Source organism: Pseudomonas sp. WS 5146, assembly GCF_012985495.1.
Taxonomy (GTDB): domain Bacteria; phylum Pseudomonadota; class Gammaproteobacteria; order Pseudomonadales; family Pseudomonadaceae; genus Aquipseudomonas; species Aquipseudomonas edaphica.
Genome location: NZ_JAAQWL010000012.1, coordinates 162,144 through 187,802 on the forward strand (window position 1 = coordinate 162,144; position 25,659 = coordinate 187,802).

At 60.1% G+C, this 25,659-nt stretch carries 21 protein-coding genes; 14 read left to right on the top strand and 7 right to left on the bottom strand.

Translation table 11 applies throughout. From position 1 onward, the window contains the following. Window positions 1-50: 50 nt before the first annotated feature. A complete protein-coding gene (locus HBO41_RS25635; protein WP_017137541.1) occupies window positions 51-977 on the bottom strand; it encodes a DMT family transporter in 927 nt (308 codons plus the stop codon). 92 nt (window positions 978-1,069) lie between these two features. Between HBO41_RS25635 and HBO41_RS25640 the strand changes: the two genes are divergently transcribed. The 11 genes from HBO41_RS25640 (at window position 1,070) to HBO41_RS25690 (ending at window position 12,578) form a co-directional block, all read left to right on the top strand. Next, complete coding sequence (locus HBO41_RS25640; protein ID WP_099550538.1) at window positions 1,070-1,633, top strand: helix-turn-helix domain-containing protein; 564 nt, start codon at window positions 1,070-1,072, stop codon at window positions 1,631-1,633. Between the two features lie 154 nt (window positions 1,634-1,787). Then, on the top strand, window positions 1,788-2,984 hold the full coding sequence (locus HBO41_RS25645) for an SfnB family sulfur acquisition oxidoreductase (RefSeq protein WP_169988207.1): 1,197 nt from the start codon (window positions 1,788-1,790) through the stop codon (window positions 2,982-2,984). Window positions 2,985-2,996: 12 nt separating this feature from the next. Beyond that, complete coding sequence (locus HBO41_RS25650; RefSeq protein WP_099550536.1) at window positions 2,997-3,323, top strand: acyl-CoA dehydrogenase; 327 nt, start codon at window positions 2,997-2,999, stop codon at window positions 3,321-3,323. Then, window positions 3,323-4,702, top strand: coding sequence for an LLM class flavin-dependent oxidoreductase (locus HBO41_RS25655; RefSeq protein ID WP_169988208.1), 1,380 nt, complete (start codon window positions 3,323-3,325; stop codon window positions 4,700-4,702). Before HBO41_RS25650 ends, HBO41_RS25655 begins: the two co-directional genes overlap by 1 nt. Before the next feature lie 726 nt (window positions 4,703-5,428). Next, window positions 5,429-6,340: an AMP-binding protein gene (locus HBO41_RS25660; RefSeq protein ID WP_169988209.1), complete on the top strand. Its 912-nt coding sequence runs from the start codon at window positions 5,429-5,431 to the stop codon at window positions 6,338-6,340. Further along, the gene (locus HBO41_RS25665) at window positions 6,337-7,107 is read left to right on the top strand and encodes an ABC transporter ATP-binding protein (RefSeq protein WP_099550533.1); all 771 of its coding nucleotides are present in this window, start codon (window positions 6,337-6,339) and stop codon (window positions 7,105-7,107) included. Before HBO41_RS25660 ends, HBO41_RS25665 begins: the two co-directional genes overlap by 4 nt. After that, window positions 7,107-7,988, top strand: coding sequence for a branched-chain amino acid ABC transporter permease (locus HBO41_RS25670; RefSeq protein WP_099550532.1), 882 nt, complete (start codon window positions 7,107-7,109; stop codon window positions 7,986-7,988). Before HBO41_RS25665 ends, HBO41_RS25670 begins: the two co-directional genes overlap by 1 nt. A gap of 4 nt (window positions 7,989-7,992) precedes the next feature. Continuing rightward, complete coding sequence (locus HBO41_RS25675; RefSeq protein WP_169988211.1) at window positions 7,993-9,042, top strand: branched-chain amino acid ABC transporter permease; 1,050 nt, start codon at window positions 7,993-7,995, stop codon at window positions 9,040-9,042. A gap of 17 nt (window positions 9,043-9,059) precedes the next feature. Further along, complete coding sequence (locus HBO41_RS25680) at window positions 9,060-10,400, top strand: ABC transporter substrate-binding protein (RefSeq protein WP_169988213.1); 1,341 nt, start codon at window positions 9,060-9,062, stop codon at window positions 10,398-10,400. A 3-nt stretch (window positions 10,401-10,403) separates the two neighbouring features. Further along, complete coding sequence (locus HBO41_RS25685) at window positions 10,404-11,171, top strand: ABC transporter ATP-binding protein (RefSeq protein WP_017137550.1); 768 nt, start codon at window positions 10,404-10,406, stop codon at window positions 11,169-11,171. A 12-nt stretch (window positions 11,172-11,183) separates the two neighbouring features. Further along, window positions 11,184-12,578: an FAD/NAD(P)-binding protein gene (locus HBO41_RS25690; RefSeq protein ID WP_099550530.1), complete on the top strand. Its 1,395-nt coding sequence runs from the start codon at window positions 11,184-11,186 to the stop codon at window positions 12,576-12,578. 103 nt (window positions 12,579-12,681) lie between these two features. Here the strand turns inward: HBO41_RS25690 and HBO41_RS25695 are convergent, their stop codons facing one another. From HBO41_RS25695 to HBO41_RS25710, 4 genes are read right to left on the bottom strand one after another with little or no spacing between them, the layout of a single operon-like run. Continuing rightward, window positions 12,682-13,929, bottom strand: coding sequence for an efflux RND transporter periplasmic adaptor subunit (locus HBO41_RS25695; RefSeq protein WP_099550529.1), 1,248 nt, complete (start codon window positions 13,927-13,929; stop codon window positions 12,682-12,684). Further along, complete coding sequence (locus HBO41_RS25700; protein ID WP_099550528.1) at window positions 13,919-15,400, bottom strand: TolC family protein; 1,482 nt, start codon at window positions 15,398-15,400, stop codon at window positions 13,919-13,921. Before HBO41_RS25700 ends, HBO41_RS25695 begins: the two co-directional genes overlap by 11 nt. Next, entirely contained in the window at window positions 15,393-16,592 is a 1,200-nt protein-coding gene (locus HBO41_RS25705; protein WP_017137554.1) for an ABC transporter permease, read from the bottom strand. Before HBO41_RS25705 ends, HBO41_RS25700 begins: the two co-directional genes overlap by 8 nt. Beyond that, window positions 16,589-17,296, bottom strand: coding sequence for an ABC transporter ATP-binding protein (locus HBO41_RS25710; RefSeq protein WP_017137555.1), 708 nt, complete (start codon window positions 17,294-17,296; stop codon window positions 16,589-16,591). The genes HBO41_RS25705 and HBO41_RS25710 overlap by 4 nt, the downstream gene beginning before the upstream one ends. A 359-nt stretch (window positions 17,297-17,655) precedes the next feature. Here HBO41_RS25710 and HBO41_RS25715 point away from each other — a divergent pair, with 359 nt between their 5' ends. Beyond that, window positions 17,656-18,408: a TetR/AcrR family transcriptional regulator gene (locus tag HBO41_RS25715; protein ID WP_099550527.1), complete on the top strand. Its 753-nt coding sequence runs from the start codon at window positions 17,656-17,658 to the stop codon at window positions 18,406-18,408. Window positions 18,409-18,709: 301 nt separating this feature from the next. Next, complete coding sequence (locus HBO41_RS25720; protein WP_017137557.1) at window positions 18,710-22,378, top strand: hypothetical protein; 3,669 nt, start codon at window positions 18,710-18,712, stop codon at window positions 22,376-22,378. A 65-nt stretch (window positions 22,379-22,443) separates the two neighbouring features. Here the strand turns inward: HBO41_RS25720 and HBO41_RS25725 are convergent, their stop codons facing one another. Together HBO41_RS25725 and HBO41_RS25730 are read right to left on the bottom strand one after the other, a co-directional pair. Continuing rightward, window positions 22,444-23,505, bottom strand: a complete 1,062-nt coding sequence (locus HBO41_RS25725; RefSeq protein WP_169988215.1) for an FUSC family protein — start codon at window positions 23,503-23,505, stop codon at window positions 22,444-22,446. 163 nt (window positions 23,506-23,668) lie between these two features. Beyond that, window positions 23,669-25,285 (bottom strand): NADP-dependent glyceraldehyde-3-phosphate dehydrogenase, encoded by a 1,617-nt coding sequence (locus HBO41_RS25730; RefSeq protein ID WP_138449200.1) that lies wholly within the window; start codon window positions 25,283-25,285, stop codon window positions 23,669-23,671. 237 nt (window positions 25,286-25,522) lie between these two features. Between HBO41_RS25730 and HBO41_RS29605 the strand changes: the two genes are divergently transcribed. Next, window positions 25,523-25,651 (top strand): hypothetical protein, encoded by a 129-nt coding sequence (locus tag HBO41_RS29605; RefSeq protein ID WP_017137560.1) that lies wholly within the window; start codon window positions 25,523-25,525, stop codon window positions 25,649-25,651. The last annotated feature ends 8 nt before the right edge of the window (window positions 25,652-25,659 follow it).

Genomic DNA, 25,659 nt, shown 5'->3' on the forward strand with positions numbered 1-25,659 from the left:
TCACAGGATGCATGCCCACGCAGAGCGTGGGAACGATCGGACCTGACGGGTCAGGGGGCTTCCTGTTCCAGTTCGATTGATTTTTCAGCTTCTCGCTGATTGCGTGTCTTCATCTCACTCACAATCACCGCCGCCACAATCAACGCCGCACCGACCATCGCAATCGGCGGAAAACGCTCCCCGGCAATCCGCCCGATCACGCCGGCCCATACCGGTTCGCCGGCATAGATCAACGTGGCACGGGTTGGCGAAACACTCTGCTGCGCCCAGTTCATCGCCACCTGAATCACCGCACTGGTCAAACCCAGGCCCACTGCACTGAACAACAGTAACCAGGAGAAGCCCGGCAGCGCCTCGCCCATCGGCACCACCATCAGGAACGACAGCAACGAGGCCGTGGCCAGTTGCACCACGGTCACTCGCCGCACATCCACCTGCCCGGCATAGGCGCCAATGAGGATAATTTCGGCGGCCACCGCGATTGCGCAGATCAGTGTGGCAATTTCACCGGGGCTGAAGTTCAGAGAGGCACCCGTCGGGCCTGTAAGCAGCATCAACCCGGTAAACGCCAACATGATGCCAATGCTCGGCATCAGGCCTGGGCGACGCCCCAGCACCAGCCACTGCAACAGCGGTACGCAAGGTACATAAAGCGCTGTAATGAACGCCGACTGGCTGCTTGGAATGGTCTGCAGGCCAATGGTCTGCATGCCGTAGCCGAACATGATCGAGGTGCCGATGAATGCGCCGGCTTTCAACTCGAATAAGGTCAGGCCACGCAACGTGCGCAACGAAAAGAACCCCACCACAATCGCCGCCGCCGCAAACCGCAGGCCCACGAAAAACATCGGCCCGCTGACGGTCATGGCGTGTTGCACGAGCAAAAACGTGCCGCCCCAGATCATGGTGATCACCACCAGGATGCATTCGGCTTTGCTGAAACGGTTGAAACGTGGGGCGGCGTTCGGGGCGGTCATGGCGGCTCGGTCTTGCAAGGGAAAGGCACGGACCGCACAATGCGCCGCACGCTGGGCAGTATACTGCGCACACCCACCCATTGAGCAATATAGTGCACAAAGAAAATCCACAACGGGCCTCGGTCCTGCAACACGTCAGCCAGAACGTCCGCCGGCTGCGCCATGCTGCGGATCTGAGCCAGACCGCACTCTCGGAAAAGTCCGGGGTCAGCCGGCGCATGCTGGTGGCCATCGAGGCGGGCGAGAAGAATGTCAGCCTGTCCACGCTGGACCGCGTCGCCGAAGCCTTGGACGTGGCCTTCAGCGACCTTATCCAGGCCCCGGATGCCGGTGATCACAGCCGCATCAACGAGCTGGCCTGGGCCGGCGATATCCCCGGCAGTAAAGCGGTGCTACTGGCCAAGGCCACGGCGCGGCGTGAAGTCGAGTTGTGGGAGATGCACCTGGAACCGGGTGATCGCTACAGCCCCGACCCCGACCCGGACGGCTGGAGCGTGCAGCTGTTCGTGTTCGAAGGCTGCCTGACCTTGCTGGTGGGCGAGGAACAAAAACACGTGGCGGCCGGTGAGTTCTACATGTTCGCCAGCCGCAACGTGCACGGCTATCGCAATGACGGCGACGTGGCCGTGCGGTTTGTGCGTAACGTGGTGATCTAACTGTTGGCCTGGCAACAGTGGATGCACACTTTGTTGGTTTGAAACGCGTTCAACAACCTCTTAAAGCCAGCAACCGCCTGATTTTGCTGACGATTAAATTCAGGCATGACTCCTGCAATTGCTCCGGTAACCCATCGGAGCCTGGAGTCGGCCCATGTCAGCCCACCCTCAACAACCTGCCCATATCATCCGCTCGGATGCCGAAGCCATTGAAGTCGCGACGCGCTTGGCCGCGCGGTTTGCCGTTGACGCCAGCGTGCGCGACCGCGAGCGGCGCCTGCCGGTGGCCGAGCTTGATGAGTTTTCTGCCAGCGGCCTCTGGGGCATCACTATTCCCAAGGCCTACGGCGGCGCCGAGGTGTCTTATGTAACGGTGGCCGAGGTGATCAAGTTGATCTCCGCCGCCGACCCGTCGCTGGGGCAAATCCCGCAAAACCACCTGGGCGTGGTGGACATCCTGCTGCAAACCGCCAGCGAGGAACAAAAGCGTCACTATTTCGGCAAGGTTCTGGCCGGCTATCGTTTCGGTAATGCCTTTTCTGAAGCCAAGAGCAAAAACGCCGGCACCTTCGACACTCAGATTCGTTTTGACGGCGACACGGCCTCTATCAACGGCGAGAAGTTCTACTGCACCGGCGCGCTGTTTGCCCACCTCGTGCCCACGGTCGGCAACAACGAGAACGGCCAGGCGTTTATTGCCTTTGTCGAACGCGATGCGCCGGGCCTAACCGTGATTGATAGCTGGGACGGCTTCGGCCAGCGCACCACCGCCAGTGGCGGCGTGACCCTCGACGGCGTCAGTGTGCCCCTTAGCGCGATCATTCCTGCGCACCAAGCCTTCGACCAGCCCACCGCCAACGGCCCGATCTCGCAGATTATCCAGGCCGCCGTCGACACCGGCATCGCCCTGGGCGCCCTCGAACAGGCGAAAATCCACGCCCGCCAGGCGCGCCCATGGATCGACAGCCAGCAGGATCACGGCTGGCAAGACCCGTTCACCATCGCGGCCATTGGCGATCTGCAATGGCGCGTGCACGGCACCGAAGCGATCCTTGCCAGGGCCGGCAAGGCTGTCGACCTGGCCCTGGCCGAGCCCAACGAAGACACAGTCGCCAACGCCTCGCTGGTGGTCGCCCAGGCCAAAGTGCTGTCGGCCGAAACCGCCTTGCTCGCCAGCAGCAAACTCTTCGAACTGGCCGGCACCCGCTCGGTCACCGGCAAGCACAACCTCGACCGCTTCTGGCGCAACGCACGCACCCACACCCTGCATGACCCGGCCCGCTGGAAATACCACCTGATCGGCAACTTCGTGCTCAACGGCGTGAAGCCTGCGCGCCACGCCTGGAACTGAGGATATTTATTCATGACCGCCCTGAATCAAGCGCGCCAACTGCTGGAAAGTACCCGACGGTTTGTACACGCCAGCGATGACCCGTACGTGATCAGCCGCTTTGGCGACTTGCAGATCCGCGTCGACGTAGCCGCCGCCTTGTTTGAACGCGCTGAAACCCACCCAAGCCCGGTGGCGTTGACCGAAGCACAAATCGCCGCTGCCGAAGCCTTGATTGCCGCCAGTAATGCCGAATTTGAACTCACCGGCCAACGTACCGCGCTGGCGTCGACCCTCGATGACCCACTGCGGCGCAAATATCAGATCGTCGGCAGCTACCACCTCAACGGAGTGCTTTGATGTCCCGTGAAATCCGCTTGAATGCCTTCGACATGAACTGCGTAGGCCATCAATCTCCCGGCTTGTGGGCGCACCCGCGTGACCGCTCGTGGCAGTACAAGGATCTGGAGTACTGGACGGACCTCGCCAAAATTCTTGAGCGTGGCAAGTTTGACGGCCTGTTTATCGCCGACGTGCTGGGCATCTACGAAGTGTACAACGGCAATGGCGACGCGGCGATTCGCCAGGCCGCACAAGTGCCGGTCAACGACCCGCTGTCGCTGATTGCGCCGATGGCGTTGGTCACCGAACACCTGGGGTTTGGCCTGACCGCTTCTTTGTCATTTGAACATCCGTATCCGTTCGCCCGCAGGCTCTCGACCCTCGACCACCTGACCAAAGGGCGTGTCGGCTGGAACATCGTCACGTCCTACCTGGAAAGCGGCGCCAAGAACCTCGGTCAGAAAGCCCAGACCGAACACGATGCGCGCTACGACTATGCCGAGGAATACCTGGAGGTTTGCTACAAACTCTGGGAAGGCAGTTGGGAAGAGGGCGCCGTGCTGCGTGATCGCGAGCGTCGCATTTTCAGCGACCCGAGCAAAATCCACGAGATCCGCCACGTCGGCAAACACTTCCAGGTGCCCGGCATTCACCTCTGCGAACCGTCGCCGCAACGCACGCCGGTGCTGTACCAGGCCGGGGCCTCCAGCCGTGGCAAGCAGTTCGCCGCCGAACAGGCCGAGTGCGTGTTCGTGGCTGCACCGTCCAAGGTGCTGCTGAAAAAAACCGTCGCCGACATCCGCCGCCGAGCCGCTGAGGCCGGGCGAGATCCGAAGAAAATCCTGATCTTCAACTTGCAAACGGTGATCGTTGGCGAGACCGATGCCAAGGCCAAAGCCAAGTTTGACGAATACAAATCCTACGTCAGCTACGAGGGCGCAATGGCGCTGATCTCCGGCTGGACCGGCATCGACTTCAGCCAGTTCAAGCCCGATGAGCCGCTCAAGCATGTACACACCAACGCGATTCAATCGGCGGTAGAAGCCTTCTCCACGGCGGACCCGAACAAGGTCTGGACGCCCAATGAACTGGCCGATTGGGTTGGCATCGGCGGCTTTGGCCCGTTGTTCGTGGGCGGCCCGGAAACCGTGGCCGACCTGTTGCAGGAGTGGGTCGAAGAGACCGACGTGGATGGTTTTAACCTGGCCTACGCGCTGACCCATGAAACCTTCATCGACGCCGTGGACCTGCTCGTGCCGGAGTTGCAAAAGCGCGGCGTATACAAGACCGAGTACGCCCAGGGCACCCTGCGCGAAAAGCTATTCGGCGACGGTGCGCGGCTGGCCCCAAACCATCCGGGTGCAAGCTACCGCGACCTCAAAGCCACTGCAATCTAACTGAAGCACCTCGGTCAATGTGGGAGCTGTTGATCCACCTGACTAGGCCAGCGGGCTACCGCGACCTCAAAGCCAGCGCAATCTAACTGAAGCACCTCGGTCCATGTGGGAGCTGGCTTGCCTGCGAAAGCGTTAGATCAGTTAGAGATGAGCCAGCTGACACGCCGCCATCGCAGGCAAGCCAGCTCCCACAGTTGATTGGTGTTGATCCACCTGACTAGGCCAGCGGACTACCGCGACCTCAAAGCCACTGCAATCTAACTGAAGCACCTCGGTCCATGTGGGAGCTGGCTTGCCTGCGAAAGCGGTAGATCAGTTAGAAATGAGCCAACTGACAAGCCGCCATCGCAGGCAAGCCAGCTCCCACAGTTGATTGGTGTTGATCCAACTGACTAGGCCAGCGGACCACCGCGACCTCAAAGCCAGCGCAATCTAACTGAAGCACCTCGGTCCATGTGGGAGCTGGCTTGCCTGCGAAAGCGCTGGGTCAGCCAGAAATGAGCCAGCTGACACGCCGCCATCGCAGGCAAGCCAGCTCCCACAGTTGATTGGTGTTGATCCACCTGACTAGGCCAGCGGGCTACCGCGACCTCAAAGCCAGCGCAATCTAACTGAAGCACCTCGGTCCATGTGGGAGCTGGCTTGCCACAGTTGATCGCTGTTGAACCACCTGACCTGGCCAGCGGACCACCGCACGCACACTACTTGAATAGGAGCATTACCCCTATGAGCGTGCACGAACTCAAACGTCCGCAGGCGCTGGAATGGCCTGCCGAACTGCTCGGCAACCTGCCCAAAGCCTTGGAGCATTTGCAGCACTGGGCGCAGCTCACCCCGCTGCACATCGCCCTGCGTCACAAGCGCCAGGGGCAGTGGTATGCCTGGCGCTGGATCGACGTGCTGCGCGACGTCGAGCGCCTGGCCGATGGTTTGCGCCAGCAAGGTTTCAGCGCGCAATCACGCTTGGCCTTAAGCGGCACGTTCGAGCCTGACCTGCTGCTGTTGGCGCTGGCCGCGCAGTCTGCCGGCGGGCAGGTGTTGACCCTGGCCGATGACCTGGAGCCAGAAGCCCTGTACCAACAGCTATGGCGCATTCACCCCAGCCATTCGTATGCCCAGGGGCGGCAGCAGGTGCGGCACTGGCAGTCCGCCAATCCGTTGGATTTCACCCAATTGCTCGGCCCGGCAGACCCGGCGCAACACCTGCAGCGCTGGTGGCAACCGAGCGGTGAAACCGTGTTGTGGAGCGAGGAGGGCACCCACTGGCAAGGCGGCCTGGCGGTAGTCCTGGAGCAATGGTTGAACAGCGGCCACGGCCTGGCTTTTCCGGAAAGCCCGGCCTCGGCCCGACGTGATCGCGGTGAGGTCGCGCCGACCGGCCTGCTGCTGTCCCCCGAGCGTTTACAGCACCTGGCCGACGATATCGAAAGCCGCATGGCGCCCCACGGTACCTGGCGCCGACGCGTGTGTGACTGGGCCATCGCTCACCCGCAAAGTGGCCTGCGGCGCCTGTTGAAAAATCGTGTACGCAGGTTGCTGGGCTTCCAACGGTTGACCTATATCTGGCAGCCAGCCAGCGCGCAAAAAACCAGCCGCGATCCAGCATGGCTGGCTGAATTCAAACGGGACATCGCATGAGCCAGACCATTCTCCAGGTGCGCGAGATCTCGCTGTCGTTCAAAGGCGTCAAGGCCATCAATGCCTTGTCCTTTGAGGTGCAGCGCGGCGAAATCTGTGCGCTGATCGGCCCCAACGGCGCCGGTAAAAGTTCGCTGCTCAATGTGCTTAACGGCGTGTACCGCTTCGATGCCGGTGAGATTGTGTTTGAGCAACAACACTTGCACCGCATCGACCCTTTGGGTGCGGCGCGTCGAGGTATCGGGCGTACTTTTCAGAACAACGCACTGTTCAAGAAAATGAGCGTGCTCGACAACATCCTTACCGGCCTGTCGCGGCATATGCGCACCAGCTTTATCGAGCAAGCCCTGGGCTTGCCCCGCGCCCGCCGTGAGGCCGAAGCCTTTCGCCTGCGCGGCCAAGGCATCCTCGAATTCCTCGAACTGCAAGCGCACCGCGATGTGCTGGTGGGCAACCTCTCTTACGGTTTGCAAAAGCGCGTAGAGCTGGGCCGTGCCTTGATCGCCGGCCCCAGCCTGTTGCTGCTGGACGAGCCCATGGCCGGCATGAACGCCGAGGAAAAACAGGAAATGGCGCGCTTTGTCGCCGACGTCAACCGCGACCTCGGCACCACCGTGGTGTTGATCGAACACGACATCGGCGTGGTGATGGGCCTGTCCGACCATGTGGTGGTGCTCGACTACGGACGCAAAGTCGGCGACGGCACACCTGCGCAGGTGCAGGCCGACCCCGAGGTGATCGCGGCGTACCTGGGAGTTGCACACTGATGACGTTCTTCTTTGAAACCCTGCTCGGCGGCCTGCTCGCCGGCACCATGTACTCGCTGGTCGCCATCGGTTTCGTGCTGATCTACAAGGCCAGCGGCGTGTTCAATTTCGCCCAGGGCTCGATGCTGCTGTTTGCCGCGCTGACCTTTGTCAGCCTGCATGACCAGGGCGTGCCCTTTGCCCTGGCGTTGCTGCTGACGGTAATCGTGATGATCATCGTCGCCTTGCTCATCGAGCGGCTGGTACTGCGCCCGCTGGTGAACCGCTCGCAGATCACCCTGTTCATGGCCACCTTGGGCCTTTCGTTCATCATCGAAGGCCTGGCCCAAGGGCTGATGGGCTCGCAGGTGCGTGCGCTGGACTTGGGCATCGACGACGTGCCGCTGTTTGTCGGGCCGCTGATGCTCAGCCAGTTTGATTTGATCGCCGCGGCGGCTGCCGTGGTGCTGGTAACCCTGCTGGCGTTGCTGTTCAACAAGACTCGCATCGGTGTGTCGTTGCGCGCCGTGGCGGATGACACCACGGCGGCGCTGTCCATCGGTATCAACCTCAACCGTATCTGGCAGATCGTCTGGGCCGTGGCCGGCATTGTCGGGCTGGTGGCCGGGCTGCTGTGGGGCGCGCGCCAGGGCGTGCAGTTTTCCCTTTCGCTGGTGGTGCTCAAGGCCTTGCCGGTGTTGATCATCGGCGGCTTTACCTCGATTGGCGGGGCGATTGTCGGCGGGCTGATTGTCGGCGCGGCGGAGAACCTCGCCGAGGTGTATGTCGGCCCCTTGATCGGTGGCGGTATCACGCCGTGGTTCGCTTATGTATTGGCCTTGGCCTTCCTGTATATCCGTCCCGCCGGCCTGTTCGGCGAGCGCGCCATCGAGCGAGTCTGAAACCATGTCGATACCCGTTGTTCAAGAAACCGCGCCGTTATTACTGATTCAGCGGCGTTTGCCCTGGGGTCTGATCGGCTTATTGGCCGTGGCCTTTATCGGGGTGCCGCTGTGGGGCAATGACTATTGGCTCAATGCGATCCTGATCCCGTTTCTGGTGCTGTCGCTGGCCGGGCTGGGCCTGAATCTGCTCACCGGCTATACCGGGCAAACCTCAGTGGGCGCGGCGGGTTTCATGGCCGTTGGCGCGTTTGCCACCTACGGTTTTCTGCTGCGTCTGCCCGAGCTGGGCCTGCCGGTGGCGCTGCTCGGCGGTGGGGTGATCAGCGCGCTGGTTGGGCTGCTGTTTGGTTTGCCCAGCTCGCGGATCAAAGGCTTCTACTTGATGGTCACCACGCTGGCGGCGCAGTTCTTTTTGGAGTGGCTGTTCGTCAAATTCCCGTGGTTCTACAACTACGGCTCCTCCGGGACCATTTCGGCGCCGAAGCTTTCGCTGTTCGGCCATGACCTCAATACGCCGCTGGGCCGTTACGGGCTGACGTTGGTCACGGTGCTGCTGTTGACCTGGACCGCCATCAACCTGGTGCGCAGCCAGGTAGGGCGTAACTGGATGGCAATCCGCGACATGGATACCGCCGCCGCCGTGGTCGGTATCCCGGTAGTGCGCTACAAGCGCCTGGCCTTCGCGGTCAGCTCGTTCTACTTAGGCATCGCCGGCGCGTTGTGGGCCTTTGCCTACCTGGGCACGGCCAGCGCCAGCAGCTTCGATATCAACCGCTCGTTCCAGATCCTGTTCATCATCATTATCGGCGGCATGGGCAGCATTGCCGGCAACTTTGTCGGTGCGGCATTCATCAGCTTATTGCCGATTTTCCTCAGCCATGCCGGGCAGGCGCTGTTCGGCGGCTCGGTGGATGCGGGGCAGTTGCAGAACCTGCAAAAAATCATCTTTGGCGTGTTGATCATCGTGTTCCTGATCAAGGAACCCGAAGGCTTGATTCGCCTCTTGCACAACCTGCTTGACCGTCTGCGGCAATGGCCGCTGCGTTTCTGACCTTGATGAGAACTCCTATGCGTACATCCTTGAAACGTTCCCTTGTCGGCGCTGCTTTTGCGTTGGCAGCTTTGGCCGGTGCTGTGCCCCAGGCAATCGCCTCGCCCGACCAGCAATTTATCCCGCTGGCCACCTACCGCGTCGGCGCCTATGCCTCCAGCGGCGTGCAGGTGTGGGCCGGGATGATCGACTACCTGCGTTATATTAATGAGGTCGAAGGCGGTATCAACGGCGTCAAACTGGTGTGGCAGGAATGCGAGACCGAATGGACGGCGGAGAAGGGCATCGAGTGCTACGAGCGCTTCAAGAATGGCCTGGATGGCGCGCCGGTCGCGGTCTACCAGCCTAACGGCGCACCGGCGGCGTATGCGCTGAGCGAGCGCGCGGAAGTCGACAAGATCCCGCTGATTACCCTCGGTTATGGCCGCACCGAAGCCACCGACGGCACCGTGTTTCCTTATAACTTCCCGGTGATGCTGACCTTCTACAGCGAAGCGTCCACACTGGTGAATTACATTGCCCAGCGCGAAGGCGGCTTCGACAAACTCAAGGGCAAGAAGATCGCCACGGTCTATCACGATTCGGCTTACGGCCGTGAAACCCTCGGCCCGTTGAAGTTACTGGCCGAGAAATACGGCTTTGAAAATATCCAGATTCCCGTGGCCGACCCGGGCAACGAGCAGTCGGCGCAATGGCGCCAGGTGCGCCAGGCCAATCCGGACTGGGTGTTTTTGCGCACCTGGGGCGTGTCCACGCCCGTGGCGGTGAAGACCGCTGCACGTTTTGGCTTCCCGGTTGACCATATCATTGGCGATATCTGGGCCAGTTCCAGCGAGGACGTGTTGCCCGCGGGCGCCGCCGCCAAAGGTTACCTGGCGCTCACGCCTTACCCGGCAGGTGCTGACTTCGAGATCCATAAACGCCTCAAACAGTCCATCCTCGACAAAGGCCACAGCGACCTCAAGGACCTGAAAAACTTCGGCAGCGTCTACTACAACTCCGGCCTGGTGAACGCCGCCGTGGCGGTGGAAGCGATCCGTACCGCCCAGGCCAAGTTCGGCAAGCGCCCGCTTAATGGCGAAGAAGGCCGTTGGGGCCTGGAGCATCTGAATATCGATGACACGCGCCTTAAAGACATGGGCTATCTGGGCCTGATGCAGAACCTCAAGCTGTCGTGCCGCGACCACGAAGGCGGCGGCTCGGCGCGTGTGCAACAGTGGGACGGCGCCAACTGGACGCTGATCAGCGACTGGATCGCCGCCGACCGTGCGCTGCTGCGCCCGCTGATCGATGAAAAGTCCGCCGCGTTCGCCAAGGAAAAAGGCCTGACGCCGCGTACCTGCACCGGGGATGAATAAGCCATGAGCCAGCCCGCCGCTGAACCTGCGAGCCCGTCACTGTTAAACGTCAATGACATCGAAGTGATCTACGACGGCGCCATACTGGCGGTGGCCGGGGTCTCGCTGCACGTGCCCAAGGGCGCCATCGTGGCGTTGCTGGGTGCCAACGGCGCCGGCAAAAGCACCACGCTCAAGGCCATTTCGGGGCTGGTACGCGCCGAACGCGCCGAGGTCAGCCGTGGCGTGATCGAGTATGCCGGCCGCGACCTGGCCGGCATCGACCCCAGCCAACGGGTGCGCCAGGGCATGGTCCACGTATTGGAAGGCCGCCATGTGTTCGGCCAACTGAGCGTGGAAGACAACCTGCGCAGCGGCGGCTTTGTGCGGCGCCTGAGCCGCCAAGACATGGAGCACGACCTGGAGCGTATCTACGCCTGGTTCCCACGGCTCAAGACCAAGCGCCACACCCGCGCCGGGCTGACCTCCGGCGGCGAGCAGCAAATGGTCGCCATTGGCCGCGCGTTGATGACTCGGCCGACTTTAGTCTTGCTCGACGAGCCTTCCATGGGCTTGGCGCCGATGATCGTGCAGGAGATTTTCGCAATCATCGCCCAGCTTAACCGCGAGCAACAGGTGAGCTTCCTGATCGCCGAGCAGAACATCAATGTCGCGCTCAACTATGCCTCCCACGGCTATGTGCTGGATACTGGGCGCGTGGTTTTGAGCGGCAGTGCGGCTGAACTGCTGGCGCGGGGTGATTTGCATGATATTTATCTGGGCAAACAGTAAGGGCGAATGTGCATGACTGAATCCATCCGCAACGCTGATGTGCTGATCATCGGCGGCGGCTTGAGCGGCACCATGCTGGCGGTGCAACTGCTGCGCCAGCCTGGCAAGCGGCAGATCCTGGTGATTGAACCACGCAAGGAACTTGGCCGTGGCGAGGCCTACAGTGCCGTCGAACTGGGGCACACCCTGAACGGCAATGCGGCGCGCATGAGTGTCGACCCGGACAACCCCGATGACTTGACCCAATGGCTCACCGACTACATCGGTGCTGGGGGCTGGCCGGAGTCGAATCAGCAGCCTGTACCCATCAGTGAGTTGTTCCCGCCACGCGGGATTTTTGGCGTGTATGCGCAACAGCGTCTGGCTGAGGCCAAGGCGCTCTCGGCTTCCACGGTCGAGCATATTCGTGCCGAGGTGGTCGACCTGCAAGTGGATGCCGACTCAACTCGGCTGACGCTGGATAACGGCCAACAATTGCGCGGTGCCCAGGCCGTATTGGCCACTGGCATGTTCCCGGCGGCACGCACGCCGCAGACCGAATCCAGCGGCTTGAATGCAGCGGCAGTGGACCCGTGGGACGTCAAGGCCATGCGCCAGATCGAGCCGCAGTCGACGGTGCTGATCATCGGTTCCGGGCTTACCATGGTGGATGCCGTGGTGTCCCTGGAACAGGCCGGTCATCGCGGGCCGATCGAGATATTTTCGCGCCATGGCCTGCTACCCCATGTGCGCCGGCAACCGCCGAGCTGGGTGGACTTCCTCGCCGACGACCACAACCTGCGCAGCCCTCGACAGTTGCTGCGCGAGGTGCGGCGCCAATGCCAACTGGCGGTGGAACAGGGCATTGATTGGCAAGCGCCGCTGGACACGGTGCGAGCGCATATCGGCCGCTTGTGGAGCCAGGCCAGTGAGCGCGAGAAACGCCAGTTCGTGCGCCATGTAAGGCCGTGGTGGGAGAGCCATCACCATCGCTCGCCGCCATTGAGCGCGCAGTTGGTGGCGCGGTTGCATGAAGCAGGACGGTTGCGGATTCAGGCGGCGTCGTTCAAGGGGCTGGTGGCGTCGGACAACGGGGTGACGATCAAGCTGCGACGGCGCGGCGAACAAGCTGTCACCCAGGTGTCGGGTGCTGCGTTGATTAACTCCAGCGGTATTGAGTACGACTGGCGGCGAGTGGCCAAACCGCTGCCGCAGCAGTTGCTCAAACGTGGGTTGATCAAGCCTGGGCCGTTGGCGTTGGGAATTGCGGCGGATACATCAGGTGCAGTGCTGGATGCTCAAGGCCAGGTCAGCCAACGCCTGTTTGCCATGGGCCCGCCCTTGCGGGGGATGTGGTGGGAGAGCACGGCAGTCACCGACGTGGCGATTCAAGCCAAGGCCCTGGCCGCCAAACTCACCTCAGCATGAATGTGGGAGCTGGCTTGCCTGCGATAGCGGTGGGTCAGGCACAGCTGTTCTAACTGACAGTCCGCCATCGCAGGCAAGCCAGCTCCCACCTTTGGATCTCCAGCTATTTTGATGTTTTTACAAACCCCGGCTTGAGCCCAAACACCTCGACACCTTCGGCGGTTGACTGTCCTGTGGTGACTTTCACCCGCTCAACCGGCTTATCCATCGCGGCCCGATATTCCACGCTCATGTCCGGCTGGATCGCCTGGCTCGGCACCACAATCGCCTGCGCATTGTTGTAGGTGACGATGGTCAACCGCGCACTCATCCCCAGCCGCACCCGCTGCAATTGCTGCGCAGTGAGCGTGGGGATCGACAAGGTGACCGGAAACTGCGCGCTGCCCTGGCTATCGCTGGCAATCGCCAGGCCGCTGACCACGCTGACGGAGCCGGTCAGGCGCTCGCCGTCAAAGCCATCACCCATCACTTCCACGGCCTGGCCCTGATGCAACTGGTTGATGTCCAGTTCCGACACCTTGGCGACAATTTTCAGCCGTTCGATATTGGCCAGCCCGAACAGCACCTGCCCCTGGCTGACCTTGCTGCCGGCCTGCACCGGTGCGTTGTTATTGGCTCCCCCTGGCGAGGAGTTATTGCTGCCCGGCGCCGGCACGACGATGCCGGAGAAGGGCGCCTTGACCTCTTGGCCGTCGAGCAGCTTGTGCAGGGCGTCGTATTTCACCGTGGCGTTGGTCAGCTCCATCTCGGCGATTTGTCGGTATTCGCCTTTGCCCTGATCTTGCGCCTGCTGCAGCTCGCTGCGGGCCGAGGCCAGGTCCAGTTGTTGCTGTTGGGTCTGCTGCTTGAGATCGTCCAGCTCGTTGCGCGGGATGATGCCGCGCTTGAACAGGTTTTCACTCTCGGTGAGTTTGCGCTGGGTGTTGCCGGCGGTCATTTCTGCGGTGCGCAGGCTGCGGCGTGCGCGGCTGACGGCGGGGCTGCTGTCCCAGTCTTGCATCTCTTGCACGGTGCGTCGGGCCTTGAGCTGGGCGGAAAGCGCGTCGCGCAGTTGCACTTCGAGGGTGGAGGGGTCCATGCGCAACAGTACCTGGCCGGCCTCGACGCGTTGGCCTTGTTCAACCAGGTTGACCAGCACATTGCCGTCGAACGGCGCGGTGAGGGTGATGGTGGTGTCGGGTTCGATCTTGCCCACCAGGCCTATCTGGTGCACCAACGGGTCGGGCTTGACTGCCAGCCATTGCTCGGTTGCGGCCGGCTGATCGGTAGCCGGGCTGCGCAGGGCAATGCCTGCGCCCGCCAACAGCACGACGATCACGGCACCCAGCAGGTATTTTTTATTAGTAGTCATTGAGGGCGATTTCCCAACTTTCCAGCGTCATGCCCAGGGTCAAATCGAGCTGGGTCTGGGCGTTCAGATAAGCGATCAGTGCATTGAGCCGCGCGTTTTCGGCGTTGCGCAGGTCAGTTTCGTAACTCAACACCTGGAAGTTGGTGGAGCGCCCGGCACTGAGTTTTTCCCGCTCGATTTCGATCTTGCGCCGCGACAGCTCGACGGCGCGCTGGGAAATTTCATATTGGCGCCAACGCGTGCCCAGGTCGCGCACCACGTCGTTGACACTGCGTTCCAGTTCCTGGCGCGCATCGGTGATACGGATCTCCTGGTCTTCCACATTGACCCGCGCGCGCACCTCGGCCTGGCGGGTGCTGATGTCGCCGATGGGAATCTGCACCTGCACCCCGGCGTAGCTGTTCCAGGTGCGGTTATTGTTGTTGCCGCTGTCATTGTTGCTGTAGGCATCGCGCAGCTGGTTGGCGCCTGCCACCAGGTCCACCTGCCAGCGCCCGGAGTCTTTGGCGATCACCAGGTTGAGGTCGGCCTGTTGGCTGCCGAGCAGGGCGGCGAGGTACTCCGGCTGCTGGGTCTGCGCCAGGCTGAAGGCCTGGCGTTTGTCGATGGTCATCGGCTTGGCTTCCAGGGCTTCGCTGGCGCGGATCGGCGTCGACAGGTCCAGCGCCAGCAGGCGCAGCAAGGCCAGGCGGCTGGTGTCGAGTTGGTTCTGGGCCTCTTCCACGCCCAATTGCTGGGTGGCGATATCGGCTTCGGTCTGCACGATTTCGAACTCAGCCATGCGCCCCGCGCTGATCAGCGCCTTGTTCACGTCCAGCAAGGTGTTGGAGCGCTTGAGTGCGTCCTGGACGATGCTCAACTGCTCTTGGGCGCGCAGCAGTTCGCGGTAGGTGGCGATGATCTGGCTGATGGTCTGCGCCACGGTGGCCTTGAGGTTCAGGCGGTTGGCCTGCTCCGACAGGCGCGACAGGCGCAGCGGCGCGGTGGTGGCGTCCCAGCCGCCGCCGCGCATCAGCGGTTGGATCAGCGTGAGGTCGAGGCCGTCGCTGCGGTAGCGGCCGGCGCGGTCGGCGTTGTTCAGTTGTTGGGTCCAGGCCATGCTCAACTGGGTGCCGTACTCACTGAGCAAGGTCGCTCTCGGCGCCAGGTTGGCATTGCGCGCGTTGTCGGCCGAGCCGCGACTTTGGCGGTAGTAACTGTTCAGGGAGAGCTTGGGGTTGAAGGTGTCTTCGGCCACCCGCAGGTCGAACTTTTGCGCCACGCGTTGCAGGTACGCGCTGCGGATCGCCGGGTTTTTGCGCAGGCCCAGGTACACCGCATCACCCAGGGTCAGCGTCGTGACCTGGTTATTGAGCGACACACTGCGGTCATAGCCACTGCGGGTGGTGCTCGGCGCCGATGGGTTGATCACCACATCGGCGGCCATGGCTGGCAGGCTTGCCAGGGCGAGTAACCACAGCCATTTATTCATCGCGCAGGGCCTCCACCGGCTGCAGCCGCGAGGCCGAGACCGCCGGGTAGATGCCAAAGAACAAACCCACCAGCAAGGTGCTGCCCACCCCCAGCGGCAGGGCGGCGGCGGCCAGGGCAAATTCCCAGCCCGACAGCCAGGCGTAGAGCCACGCGGCGGTCATGCCCAGCACCGCACCGCACAGCGCACCCACCGCCGTCAGCGTGACCGCTTCGAGCAAAAACAGATTGCGGATGTCACGCTGGCGCGCGCCCAGGGCCATGCGGATGCCGATTTCGCGGCGGCGCTCCGAGACATTCATCAGCATCACGTTCATCACGCCGACACCGCCACCGACCAGGGAAATCGCGCCCAGCGCCAGCAGCAAGTAGGCGAACGTGCGGCTTTGCCGGGTCATGCCATCGATCATTTGCTGGGGCACCTGAATGTCGACATCGTGGTCGGTGAGCTGGCTTTTCAGGGCAACTGCGGCCTCACGGGCGATGCGCTCCATGTCCTGGCCGGGTGCGGCGCGGATGATCACATTGCCGATCTGCGGCGTCGGGTAGATGCGCCGCATGCCTTCGGCGGGGATAAACAGCGATTCGTTGGCCTGCACCGGCATCAGCATCGCGCGGGGTTGGTTGTGCAGGATGCCCACCACCAGGAACAGGTAATCGTTGATACGCACACGGTCGCCCAGCTTCAGCGGGTTGCCCGGCGTGCCCAAGGCCTGGGCGACTTGATCGCCGATCACGCCGTAGGTTTCGTTGGCGTCGAAGGCGGACAGAAATCGCCCCTCGCGCAGGGCCAGGCGCATGGCGTCCTTGATATCCGCGGTGCTGCCGACGAAGTTGGCGTTGGCCGTGCGGCCTTGGAACACCAGCGGCCCGCTGAACAGGCTGAGCGCGCCGATATGGGCAATGCCCGGCACCGCCTGGCGCACCGCGTCCAGGTCAAGGCTGGCGCGCATCGGTGCATTGCTGTTGCCTTTGGACGGGAACTGGGCGATCAGGGTGTCGGTGCCCATGTCCTTGAAAATCATCGCCGCGTCCACCGCCGCGTTATGGCCGATATTGATCAGGGCCACCACCGATGAGCTGCCGATCACGATGCCCAGCAACGCCAGGATCGAACGTTTGCCCAGGGTGCGCAGGCTCACAAAGGCTTCATGCAGCAGTTGGCTCAGGCTCTGTTCGACCCGCTGGCTCATAGGCGCCCAGCCTCATGCACCACGCCATTGCGTACCAGGATCTTGCGCTCCAGGCGCTCGGCGATGTGTGCATCGTGGGTGACGATAATCAGCGTCACCTGCTGCTCGCGGTTCAGGGCCAGGAGCAGGTCCATGATCTCCTGGGCAGTGGTGCTGTCGAGGTTGCCGGTGGGTTCGTCGGCGAGGATCACCGACGGCTTGCCGACCAGCGCGCGGGCGATCGCTACGCGTTGGCGCTGGCCACCGGAAAGATCGGCCGGGCGGTGGTGGGCGCGCTCGGCCAGGCCGACTTGCGCGAGCATGCGCAGCGCCTGTTCCACCGACTCATGGCGCGACACGCCACGGTAACTGAGGGGCAGGGCGACGTTGTCCAGGGCACTGAGGCGGGGCAGCAGGTTGAAACTCTGGAACACAAAGCCGATCTGCTGGTTGCGGATCGCCGCCAGCTCATCCGGCGTGGCGCTGAAGATATCGTGGCCGGCAAAGTGGTACTGGCCGCCGTCGGGCAAGTCCAGCAGGCCAAGAATATTGAGCAGGGTACTTTTGCCGGAGCCTGAGGCGCCGAGAATGCCGCAGCTGTCGCCGGGGGCGATGGACAGGCACACGTCATTGAGAATCGACAGGTGTTGCCCGGCGAGCTGATAGCTCTTGCCGATGCCTTGCAGGGAGATCAAGCCTGGGTGCGCGGGGGTATCTGTCATCATGACTACGCCTGCAGTCTCGACGCTATCGCCACGCCCCCGGCAAAGCCTTGTAACAAGTTCGGGAACTGCCTGATACGCGCCACGGACTGGTTTTATTTCTTGTTTTTAAAATATTGTTTGAATAGTAACCGCGATCAACGCGCTTCGCCAGCCATGGATGTAGAGCGGTTTCACCTCTTGTGACGATTTGCCGGTCGTTCGGCTGCGGCGCCTGAAAATCCCTTCGGCTACCCTCGACAGGCCTGTTTATACAGGCCTTTCGTAGCATGGCGCAGTGTCACTACTTGCTTTCGAAGGGCTGCCCCGGTATAAAAAATCAAATTATTTTTTAAAACAATATTTCCCACGTGGAACCTTTCATGGTCGCGAAGAAACTCAGCGCTCCAAACGTTACCAAGACTCGACTGCTGGATGCGACAGAGGCTCTTTTCATCAAATACGGCTATGACGCCGTGTTGCTCCGGCAGATTACCGAGCGCGCCCAGGTGAACCTGGCCGCCGTGAACTACCACTTCGGGGACAAGGACTCCCTGATGAAAACCCTGCTGATGCAACGCCTGGAGCCGCTCAACGAGCAGCGCCTGGAACTGCTCGCGCGCTGCGAAGCCGAGGCCGATGGCCCGCTCGACTGCGACACCTTGCTCGGCGTGCTGTTCGCCCCGGCCATGGGCCTGGAACGCAGTGACCCGGCCAGCGGGGAAGGGCGATCATTTATCCGTTTCCTGGGCCGGGTGTACAGCGACACCTCGCCGTTTATCCAGGAATACCTCAAGGTGCATTACCAGCCGGTGTTCCAGCGCTTCTTCGAAGCCTTCGCCCTGGCCCTGCCGGATCTGCCACGCAATGAGCTGGGCGTGCGCCTGCAATTTGCCCTCAAGGCGATTTCCGGGGTAATGGCCGGCACTGAACTGCGCCTGCTGATGAACTCCATGAGCCTGGGCCGCCCGGCCACGGATGCCGAGGTCATGGCCAAGCTGATCACCCTGGTCTCGGCCGCAATTCGCGTACCGCAGCAAAGCCCCGAAGCGGAAACCGCACTGGCCAAGGTGCTCGACACCCAGCGCGCCATTCGCGAACAAGCCGCTGCGCCCGCCACCAAAGCCGCACGTTAAATCCCTAAATCCAAAGCAAAAAAAAACCCGCTGGGGCGGCGGGTTTTGATGTGCAGCGTTTGTAACGGATGAGGCTTCACCCTACGGCTGCGGATGTGAATAAATCGTGAAAAAAATGTAAGAAAATGGCTGGGGTAGACAGATTTACGCTGGTCGCGTGGTCTGTCGGATTTTACCTACGCGCCAGCCACTCGTCGCCACTGTCAGTTCTGACAGTAGATTTGCCGATTGCTCCAAGCGCCTTATTTACCTTGCTCGTCGCGCTATTCCTGCGCGGCCTTAATCCAGCAAGGTGATAGTTATGTCTACCCCTCCAGATAACTTCGATAGGCTAGATGTTGGCCCCTACCCGCCGTCCGACGGAATAAACCTGAGCAATACGAAGTATAAGGAACTGGCCCGTATAGGCCTGGGGCGTAATGAATTACTGCCCATCTGTTATTGGATTTTTGAGCCGTGGACAGACTGGGCTCAGTTTGACCGCTGTGCCGTTCAGTTGGGTCTGCCTAATCCAATGAAGGCCGAAGCCGTTACCGTGGAGATAAAAAAACGATATTCTGTTAGCTTCGATGGATACAAGATTTCCGACGGAAACCATAGATTCTATGGGCAGGTCTTTCGAGCGGGTTCGGGGCAAGAAGTTCGTTCGGACGAAGATTTGGTTTTTTGCAAACAGAGTATACCGGGCGGTAATGATCCCAACCCCGGGGAACCGTGGCATAGCGGCCTGTTGATGAAAGTTGTAGATCTTCCGGAAGGCTCGAGCATCACGAAAAAAATTGCTGAAAGTGGCATTCAGATCTGGGTGTATCCTTATTTGGACATCCGCCAGAATGACAGCAATATATTCTATTTCGGTACGTTTTCGTATACGCATACGGTCAGTCCGACAGAGGCGTCCCAAAAGGGCGGCTACCCTGTGTCAGTTCCCTACGAGGGCTACCTGGAAAAGCTTCCATCGCGCGGAACTTTCACTGTTCGCATGGGCGTGAAGGACGTAGTGGGGAATGAGCCTCTGGGGGCGTACACCCTTTCCAAGCCCTATATGTTGCGCAGCGAAATAGATCCCAACTTACTCAACGCCCCCGTGGTGATGAAGAACAGCGATGAAATTACCGTCGTTGATCTGGATGTCCCATTTGATGCTGAAGTTATAGTGTTGATCCACCCCCCCAAATCAAAACCGGCACCCAAGCCGCTCAACAAAATCGTATTGGTTGTGGAAGCTTCCCCGGAGGGCGGTTCACCCGTCATTACGCGCTTCGACGCCATCACGGACAGAAATTTTGAATCAGAGACGATCTCACTCCCCAGTAAATTTTTCCATGACATAGGCCGCGGCACGATACGCCTATGGTGGGAGTGGAGGACTGCTAAGGATGTCTTCATTAAAGAATCGGGTAGTTACTCGCTCGATATAACCGGTACACCGACACGGATGCCGGCGCTGAAACTTCTCCACCCTTTTAACGCCGGGCTGATTTCAGCAGATGTGAATGGAGTCGCTGAGGTTCCGATATATTCACCTTATGCAGCGAACAACCTCGAGCTTATACAAGCGGTGCACAAAGGCGGCCAAAACGGTGCGACACTCGTTACTTTGAGTAGGCAGCGCGCCGGTGCTGAGGGCGGAACACAGGTATTGCCGGCAGACCTCTTGAAACAGTTCGATGGGCTGGGGCCGTTTGATGTTTTTTTAGACGTAAGAATGTTCAATGGGAACAGTCCTCGTCAATCAGAAGTCGTGATGGCTGAGGTGGGCAAGGCGCTTCCAGTATTGCCTGAAGTGTATATTAAAGAGGCTAAAAAATTCTACGGTAACTGGAACCTTGACCTGAAGGATTTGAATGGCTATTCGGTTGGGGTCTACTTTAATTATGCCAATACAAAAGTCGGGGACACGATAGTCCTTACCCTTGCAGGGGAATCGCCGAGAAACTATCTTCAAATTGAAATTGATATCTTTGAGGATATTGCAGGGGAGGCCTTGTTGGAACTTGAGACACCCATTGAGCAGGCGTTTATTGAGCATAACCTAGGCAAGAGTCTCGATATCTATTACAGCGTGATGAGCCCAGGGGCGCCGCCCGTCACCCTGCGCTCGGAAGTGCTCAAGCTTAGTATCGGTGAGCCGGTGAACCTCGAAAGCTTTAAACTGCTTGAGGCGAACGCCACCGCGATGACGATTAACCCGGTGGCTGTCATCAACGGCGCGAATGGCGAGGTGAGGTACTCGAAGGCCGCAAAAGGTGACCGCCTTCTTATTTCCTGGCTTGGGCAGTATGGTATCAGCCAACATAAGCTAGAAATAACGGTTGATCCGAAGCTCGGTGTTTTCACATTTAAAATTCCGGTTGAAGTGATCACACTGGCGGTGCGGCCTGATGGCAATAATATCCTGATGAATTGCACGTTGCTTCGCGGGTCATTCAGCTACGCGTTCGAGCCTTTGCAGTTATTGCTGTTGCCTCTCGATGCACTGCCCAGGCCGTATATCAGCAAATACGCACATACCACGGTGCTGCCGGTCTACGAGCTGGATGCGCCTCGCTGGATTATTGATGTATGGAAATTTATCAGCGTGGGTCAGTTCATGTTCATGACGATCACTGGCGAATTCGCTGATGGCGGACTTTACGAAAATAAAATTTTTACGCCGAACGAGGTCATCGCAGATCACCTTGCCAAGGGCGTCTCCGTTCCTTTGGCGATGGATAAAATACCTCTGCTTAAGGACGGCTCATTGTTAAAAGTTTCGTTCTCGGTCAGTTTTGTAAAAATTCCTCTTATGCAGACGGCGATACCTTTTGGCGAAACAGCCTATGTGATCCAGCAACTTCCTACCGTGCTGGCCTTCCCGACCCTTATTGGCGCCGCCACGATCGCACAAGAAACAACGGTTGACCCACTGGCCATTGAGAAAAGCGTTGTCGTCAAAATAGTACTTAAAGGTATGCGCGCCTCGGACATTTTATTGTGTAAATGGATACAGGAAAATGGAGAGGTTGTAGAGTTGGAGGTTCCAGGCAGTGCGACGGGCTCAGTGTTGGCCGATTTTACTGGGGAGCAGGCGCTGCACAATGGTGTTGGGCGCAGGGTACAGTTGATGTACGTACTCGTGCGTGATGGAAAATCCACGCCCTCTGAAGTTCAAACAGTATCGGTTGCTGCGATTGCGCCCGCTAACCTTCCGAAGGCAACGATCAATAATCAAGCTGCTGGTACCACTGTCGATTTGAATACCTTTGCCGGTAATACACGAGCGGACATGGTCAAGGTCCCGCTGTGTAAAGCAGGGCAAACAATATGGATAACCCTTATTGGTGGTGGCAGGTCGGTGGAAATATTACCCGCTCATACCATCAATGTGGATGAAGTAAAAAATGGTTTTGTAAATATACCCGTATTGCGTGGCACGCTGACGGCACTGCCTAATGGTACAACGTTTCAGCTGGAGGTGAGGGTTGCCTTCGATGGCGGTGTGGACAAAACCCGAGCGTTGGTGTTTCCGTTAGTGCAGTACACTAAGTCTGATTCATTTGCGACACTGGGTACTAACTTTGTCTACGGGTTAGGCCCTTGGACGCCAGGCAATGGAGCAGATCGATATAAGTTTTCGGGATCAGGACTTGATTTGTCTACTATTGCAGATAGACCGCCCACTTATGCGGGGCCGGTAATCACGACCTATCTAAATCTTAACGCTGTTCATATCTATCAAGTTTCATTTACTATATTTAATTATTCGCCGTCAGGTGGATGGAACTTGGATCCTTCTCTCGCAATACATGTAGGAGGGCGATTGATTTCTGGCGTGGTCTCGCCGCCCAAGAATACTTGGTACACGCTAGCCGCTAACGTTAAGGTTCCTGCAAACGGGGTAACGGCCGTTACCCTTCATAACTATCAGAATAGTGGCTTAGGTAACGATTTCATCGTCAACTCCGCCAGCATCATTCGCCTGACATGATCCTTCCTCGCTGAACAATCGGGACAGCTCTACCTAACCGTAGGCTGTCCCTTTTTTCACCGCTCTCAAATCTTCCAATGACTTGCCGTCTTCGCCAGCAACTGCCGCATCGCCTCCACATTGCCGACCAGTTGCAACGTCAACAACCGATACCCATCCAATGCACTTTGCACCGGTGCATCCAACCCAGCTTCATCCGCTGCGTGCACCGTAGGCCGCTCCAGGCGCTCGGTAAACCCGGATTTCAGTGCGCGCGCCATCCCCACCAATTGCACGCGAATCTGCCGGTGCTCGGCCTTTAACATCACTTGCATCCGCACCATTGCCTGCTCATCACGCGGGTCCGGCCGGGTGTTGCCAAGAATCTCCAGGGTACTGATGCACATGCGCAGGTGCCGTTGAATCATGTCCAACTCGGTCATCGAGATACGCACTTCCTTGGACACCGAAGGCATCAGCGAGCGCAGTTGCAGTATGGCGGCATTCAGGCGGTTGAGCAGCTTGAAGTGTTCATCGTCAGTGACTGACTGGCCGTTGATGATGCGGCTGTAAATCGCCGCACAGTCGCGCAGTGCGCTGGCCATGTTGTAGCGCCACGAATACACCGCGTACAGCGGCAGGGCAAAGGAAAACGCCAGTGCCAACACGATGCCGATAAGGATATCGACGGTGCGCCACAAGCCATCCGAGATCGGGTTGTCGCCGTGGCCGGCGACGATAAACACCGTAATCGCCGACAGCAGCGCGATGTAACCGCCTTTGCCGATGGCGTGATAGGAAAAGAACCCGCACACCACCGACATCAGCAGATAGGTTAGCAGCGGTATGCCGAAATAGGCCTGTTGCACCACCAGCAGCAGGCCGACGCTGGCACCGATCAGGGTGCCGTAGGCGCGCTCCACGGCTTTTTTGCCGATATTGCCGTGGTGCTGCAAGCCGCCGATCACGATCAGCATGGTCACCGAGGCCCACTCGCCGTGGGGCAGGTTGATGCCGGTGGTGAGCAGGATGGTCGCCAACAGGCCGATGGACACGCGCACGGCGTGGATCAGCTTGGCGTGGCGATAGCGGCGGTAGGGGTCGAGCAAAGGGCGCAGCAGGCGCCGGGCGAAGAAGGGCAGGTTCATCGGTATTAAAGTGGCCTCATTATGCAGGGTGGACCGGATCGCGTGTGGGAGCCGGGCTTGCCCGCGATGCAGGCACTTCGGTCTTTCAGTCAGACCGCAGTGATGCTATCGCAGGCAAGCCAGCTCCCACTCTGACCTGTTTATACAGGGAGCGGCGCTGTCTTCAGAAAATGTAATCCGTGGTCAAGAAACTCGAATCTCGATTACGCAAGATATCGCTGACCAACGCCTTGTTGCTCTCCTGGAACTTGGTCGCCACCAACGTGCGGATCGAGAACACGCGCAGCGCGTCATGCACCGACAGCGTGCCCTCGGCCGAGTTCTTGCGCCCGTTGAACGGGAAGGTGTCCGGCCCGCGCTGGCACTGGGCGTTGATGTTGATACGCCCGACCTGGTTGGCAAAGGTGTCCACCAGCCGCCCGACTTCCACGGCGTTGGTGCCGAAGATGCTCAACTGTTGGCCGAAGTCCGAGTCCAGTACGTATTCGATCACGGTCTCCAGGTCACGGTACGGCACGATCGGTACAACCGGGCCGAACTGTTCCTCGTTGTAAACGCGCATTTGCGGGTTCACCGGGTACAAAACGGCGGGGTAGAAGAACGAACCGCGACTTTCGCCGCCATTGGGGTTCACCACCTTGGCGCCGTGCTGCGCGGCGTCGGCCACCAACGCGTTGAGGTAATCGACCTTGCCGACTTCCGGCAACGGCGTCAGCGATACGCCGTCTTCCCAGGGCATACCGGGTTTGAGCGTCGCCAGTTTGCTGTTGAATTTCTGGATGAAGCTGTCGACTACCGCTTCGTGTACGAACAGGATCTTCAGCGCAGTGCAGCGTTGGCCGTTGAATGACAGGGAGCCAGTGACCGCTTCGCTCACGGCATTGTCCAGGTCGACCTCGGGCAGCACGATGCCGGGGTTTTTTGCGTCCAGGCCCAAGGCTGCGCGCAGGCGGTGTGGCTTTGGATGCAGTTTTTTCAGGTCGCTGGCGGCCTTGTTGGTGCCGATAAACGCAAAGATATCGATTTTGCCGCTGGCCATCAGCGCGCTGACGGTTTCGCGGCCGCTGCCGTAGATCACGTTGATCACGCCGGCCGGGAAGCTGTCGCGGAACGCCTCCAGCAGCGGGCGAATCAACAGCACGCCGAGCTTGGCCGGCTTGAACACCACAGTGTTGCCCATGATCAACGCGGGGATCAGCGTGGTGAAGGTCTCGTTGAGCGGGTAGTTGTAAGGGCCCATGCACAGTGCCACGCCCAGTGGCACGCGGCGGATCTGGCCGAGGGTGTCCTGTTCCAGCTCAAAGCGGCTGCTGCGGCGATCGAGTTCCTTGAGGGCGTTGATGGTGTCGGTGATGTAGTCGCAGGTACGGTCGAATTCTTTCTGTGAGTCCTTGAGGTTCTTGCCGATTTCCCACATCAGCAGCTTGACCACCGCGTCGCGCTGTTCGCGCATGCGTCGTAAAAAGGCTTCGACATGCTGGATACGTTCGGCCACGCGCATCGTCGGCCATTCACCCTGGCCGCGGTCATAGGCGCGCACGGCGGCGTCCAGGGCGGTGAGGGCGGTGTCGGCATCCAGCAGCGGCGTGCTGCCGATGTGTACGCGCTCATCGCCCAGTTGCACCGGGCTTTGCACCTTGGCCAGCGGGCCGTTCCACACCTGCAACTGGCCGTCGACCAGGTAATCACGCTGTTCGATGGGCGCGGCCAGGCGGAATTGCTCGGGAATTTCGCTGGCGGCGGTGGGAAACAGCTGGGCGAGCAGGTTACTGGTGGTCATGTCGCTACCCCTGGAATAGTTGCAAAACATGACTAGAGAGTCACCCATCCAAGGGCTGTGTGGCAAGCGCCAGAGGCGTTACGAAGGCGCGCACGCACTCGCCGGCCGTCAGGCTGCCGATGCTCACCAACACCGTCAGTGGCAGGAACGCCACGCCGGTGCGCAGCGGCGAGAGGCCCAGAAATACAGGCTGAGTACAAACAGCAGGCCATACAGCAGGCCGTGGCGCACGCCTGATTGATCAGCGCCAGGGATTCGCGTGCGGTGCGGGTCACGCCCAAAGGCTGGGCGCAGTTCAAGGCGCAATTGGGCCTGGAACCGCGTGATCTGGAAAACCTTGAGCAAAAGCCCGCGCTGGCCGGTTAAACTGCGCG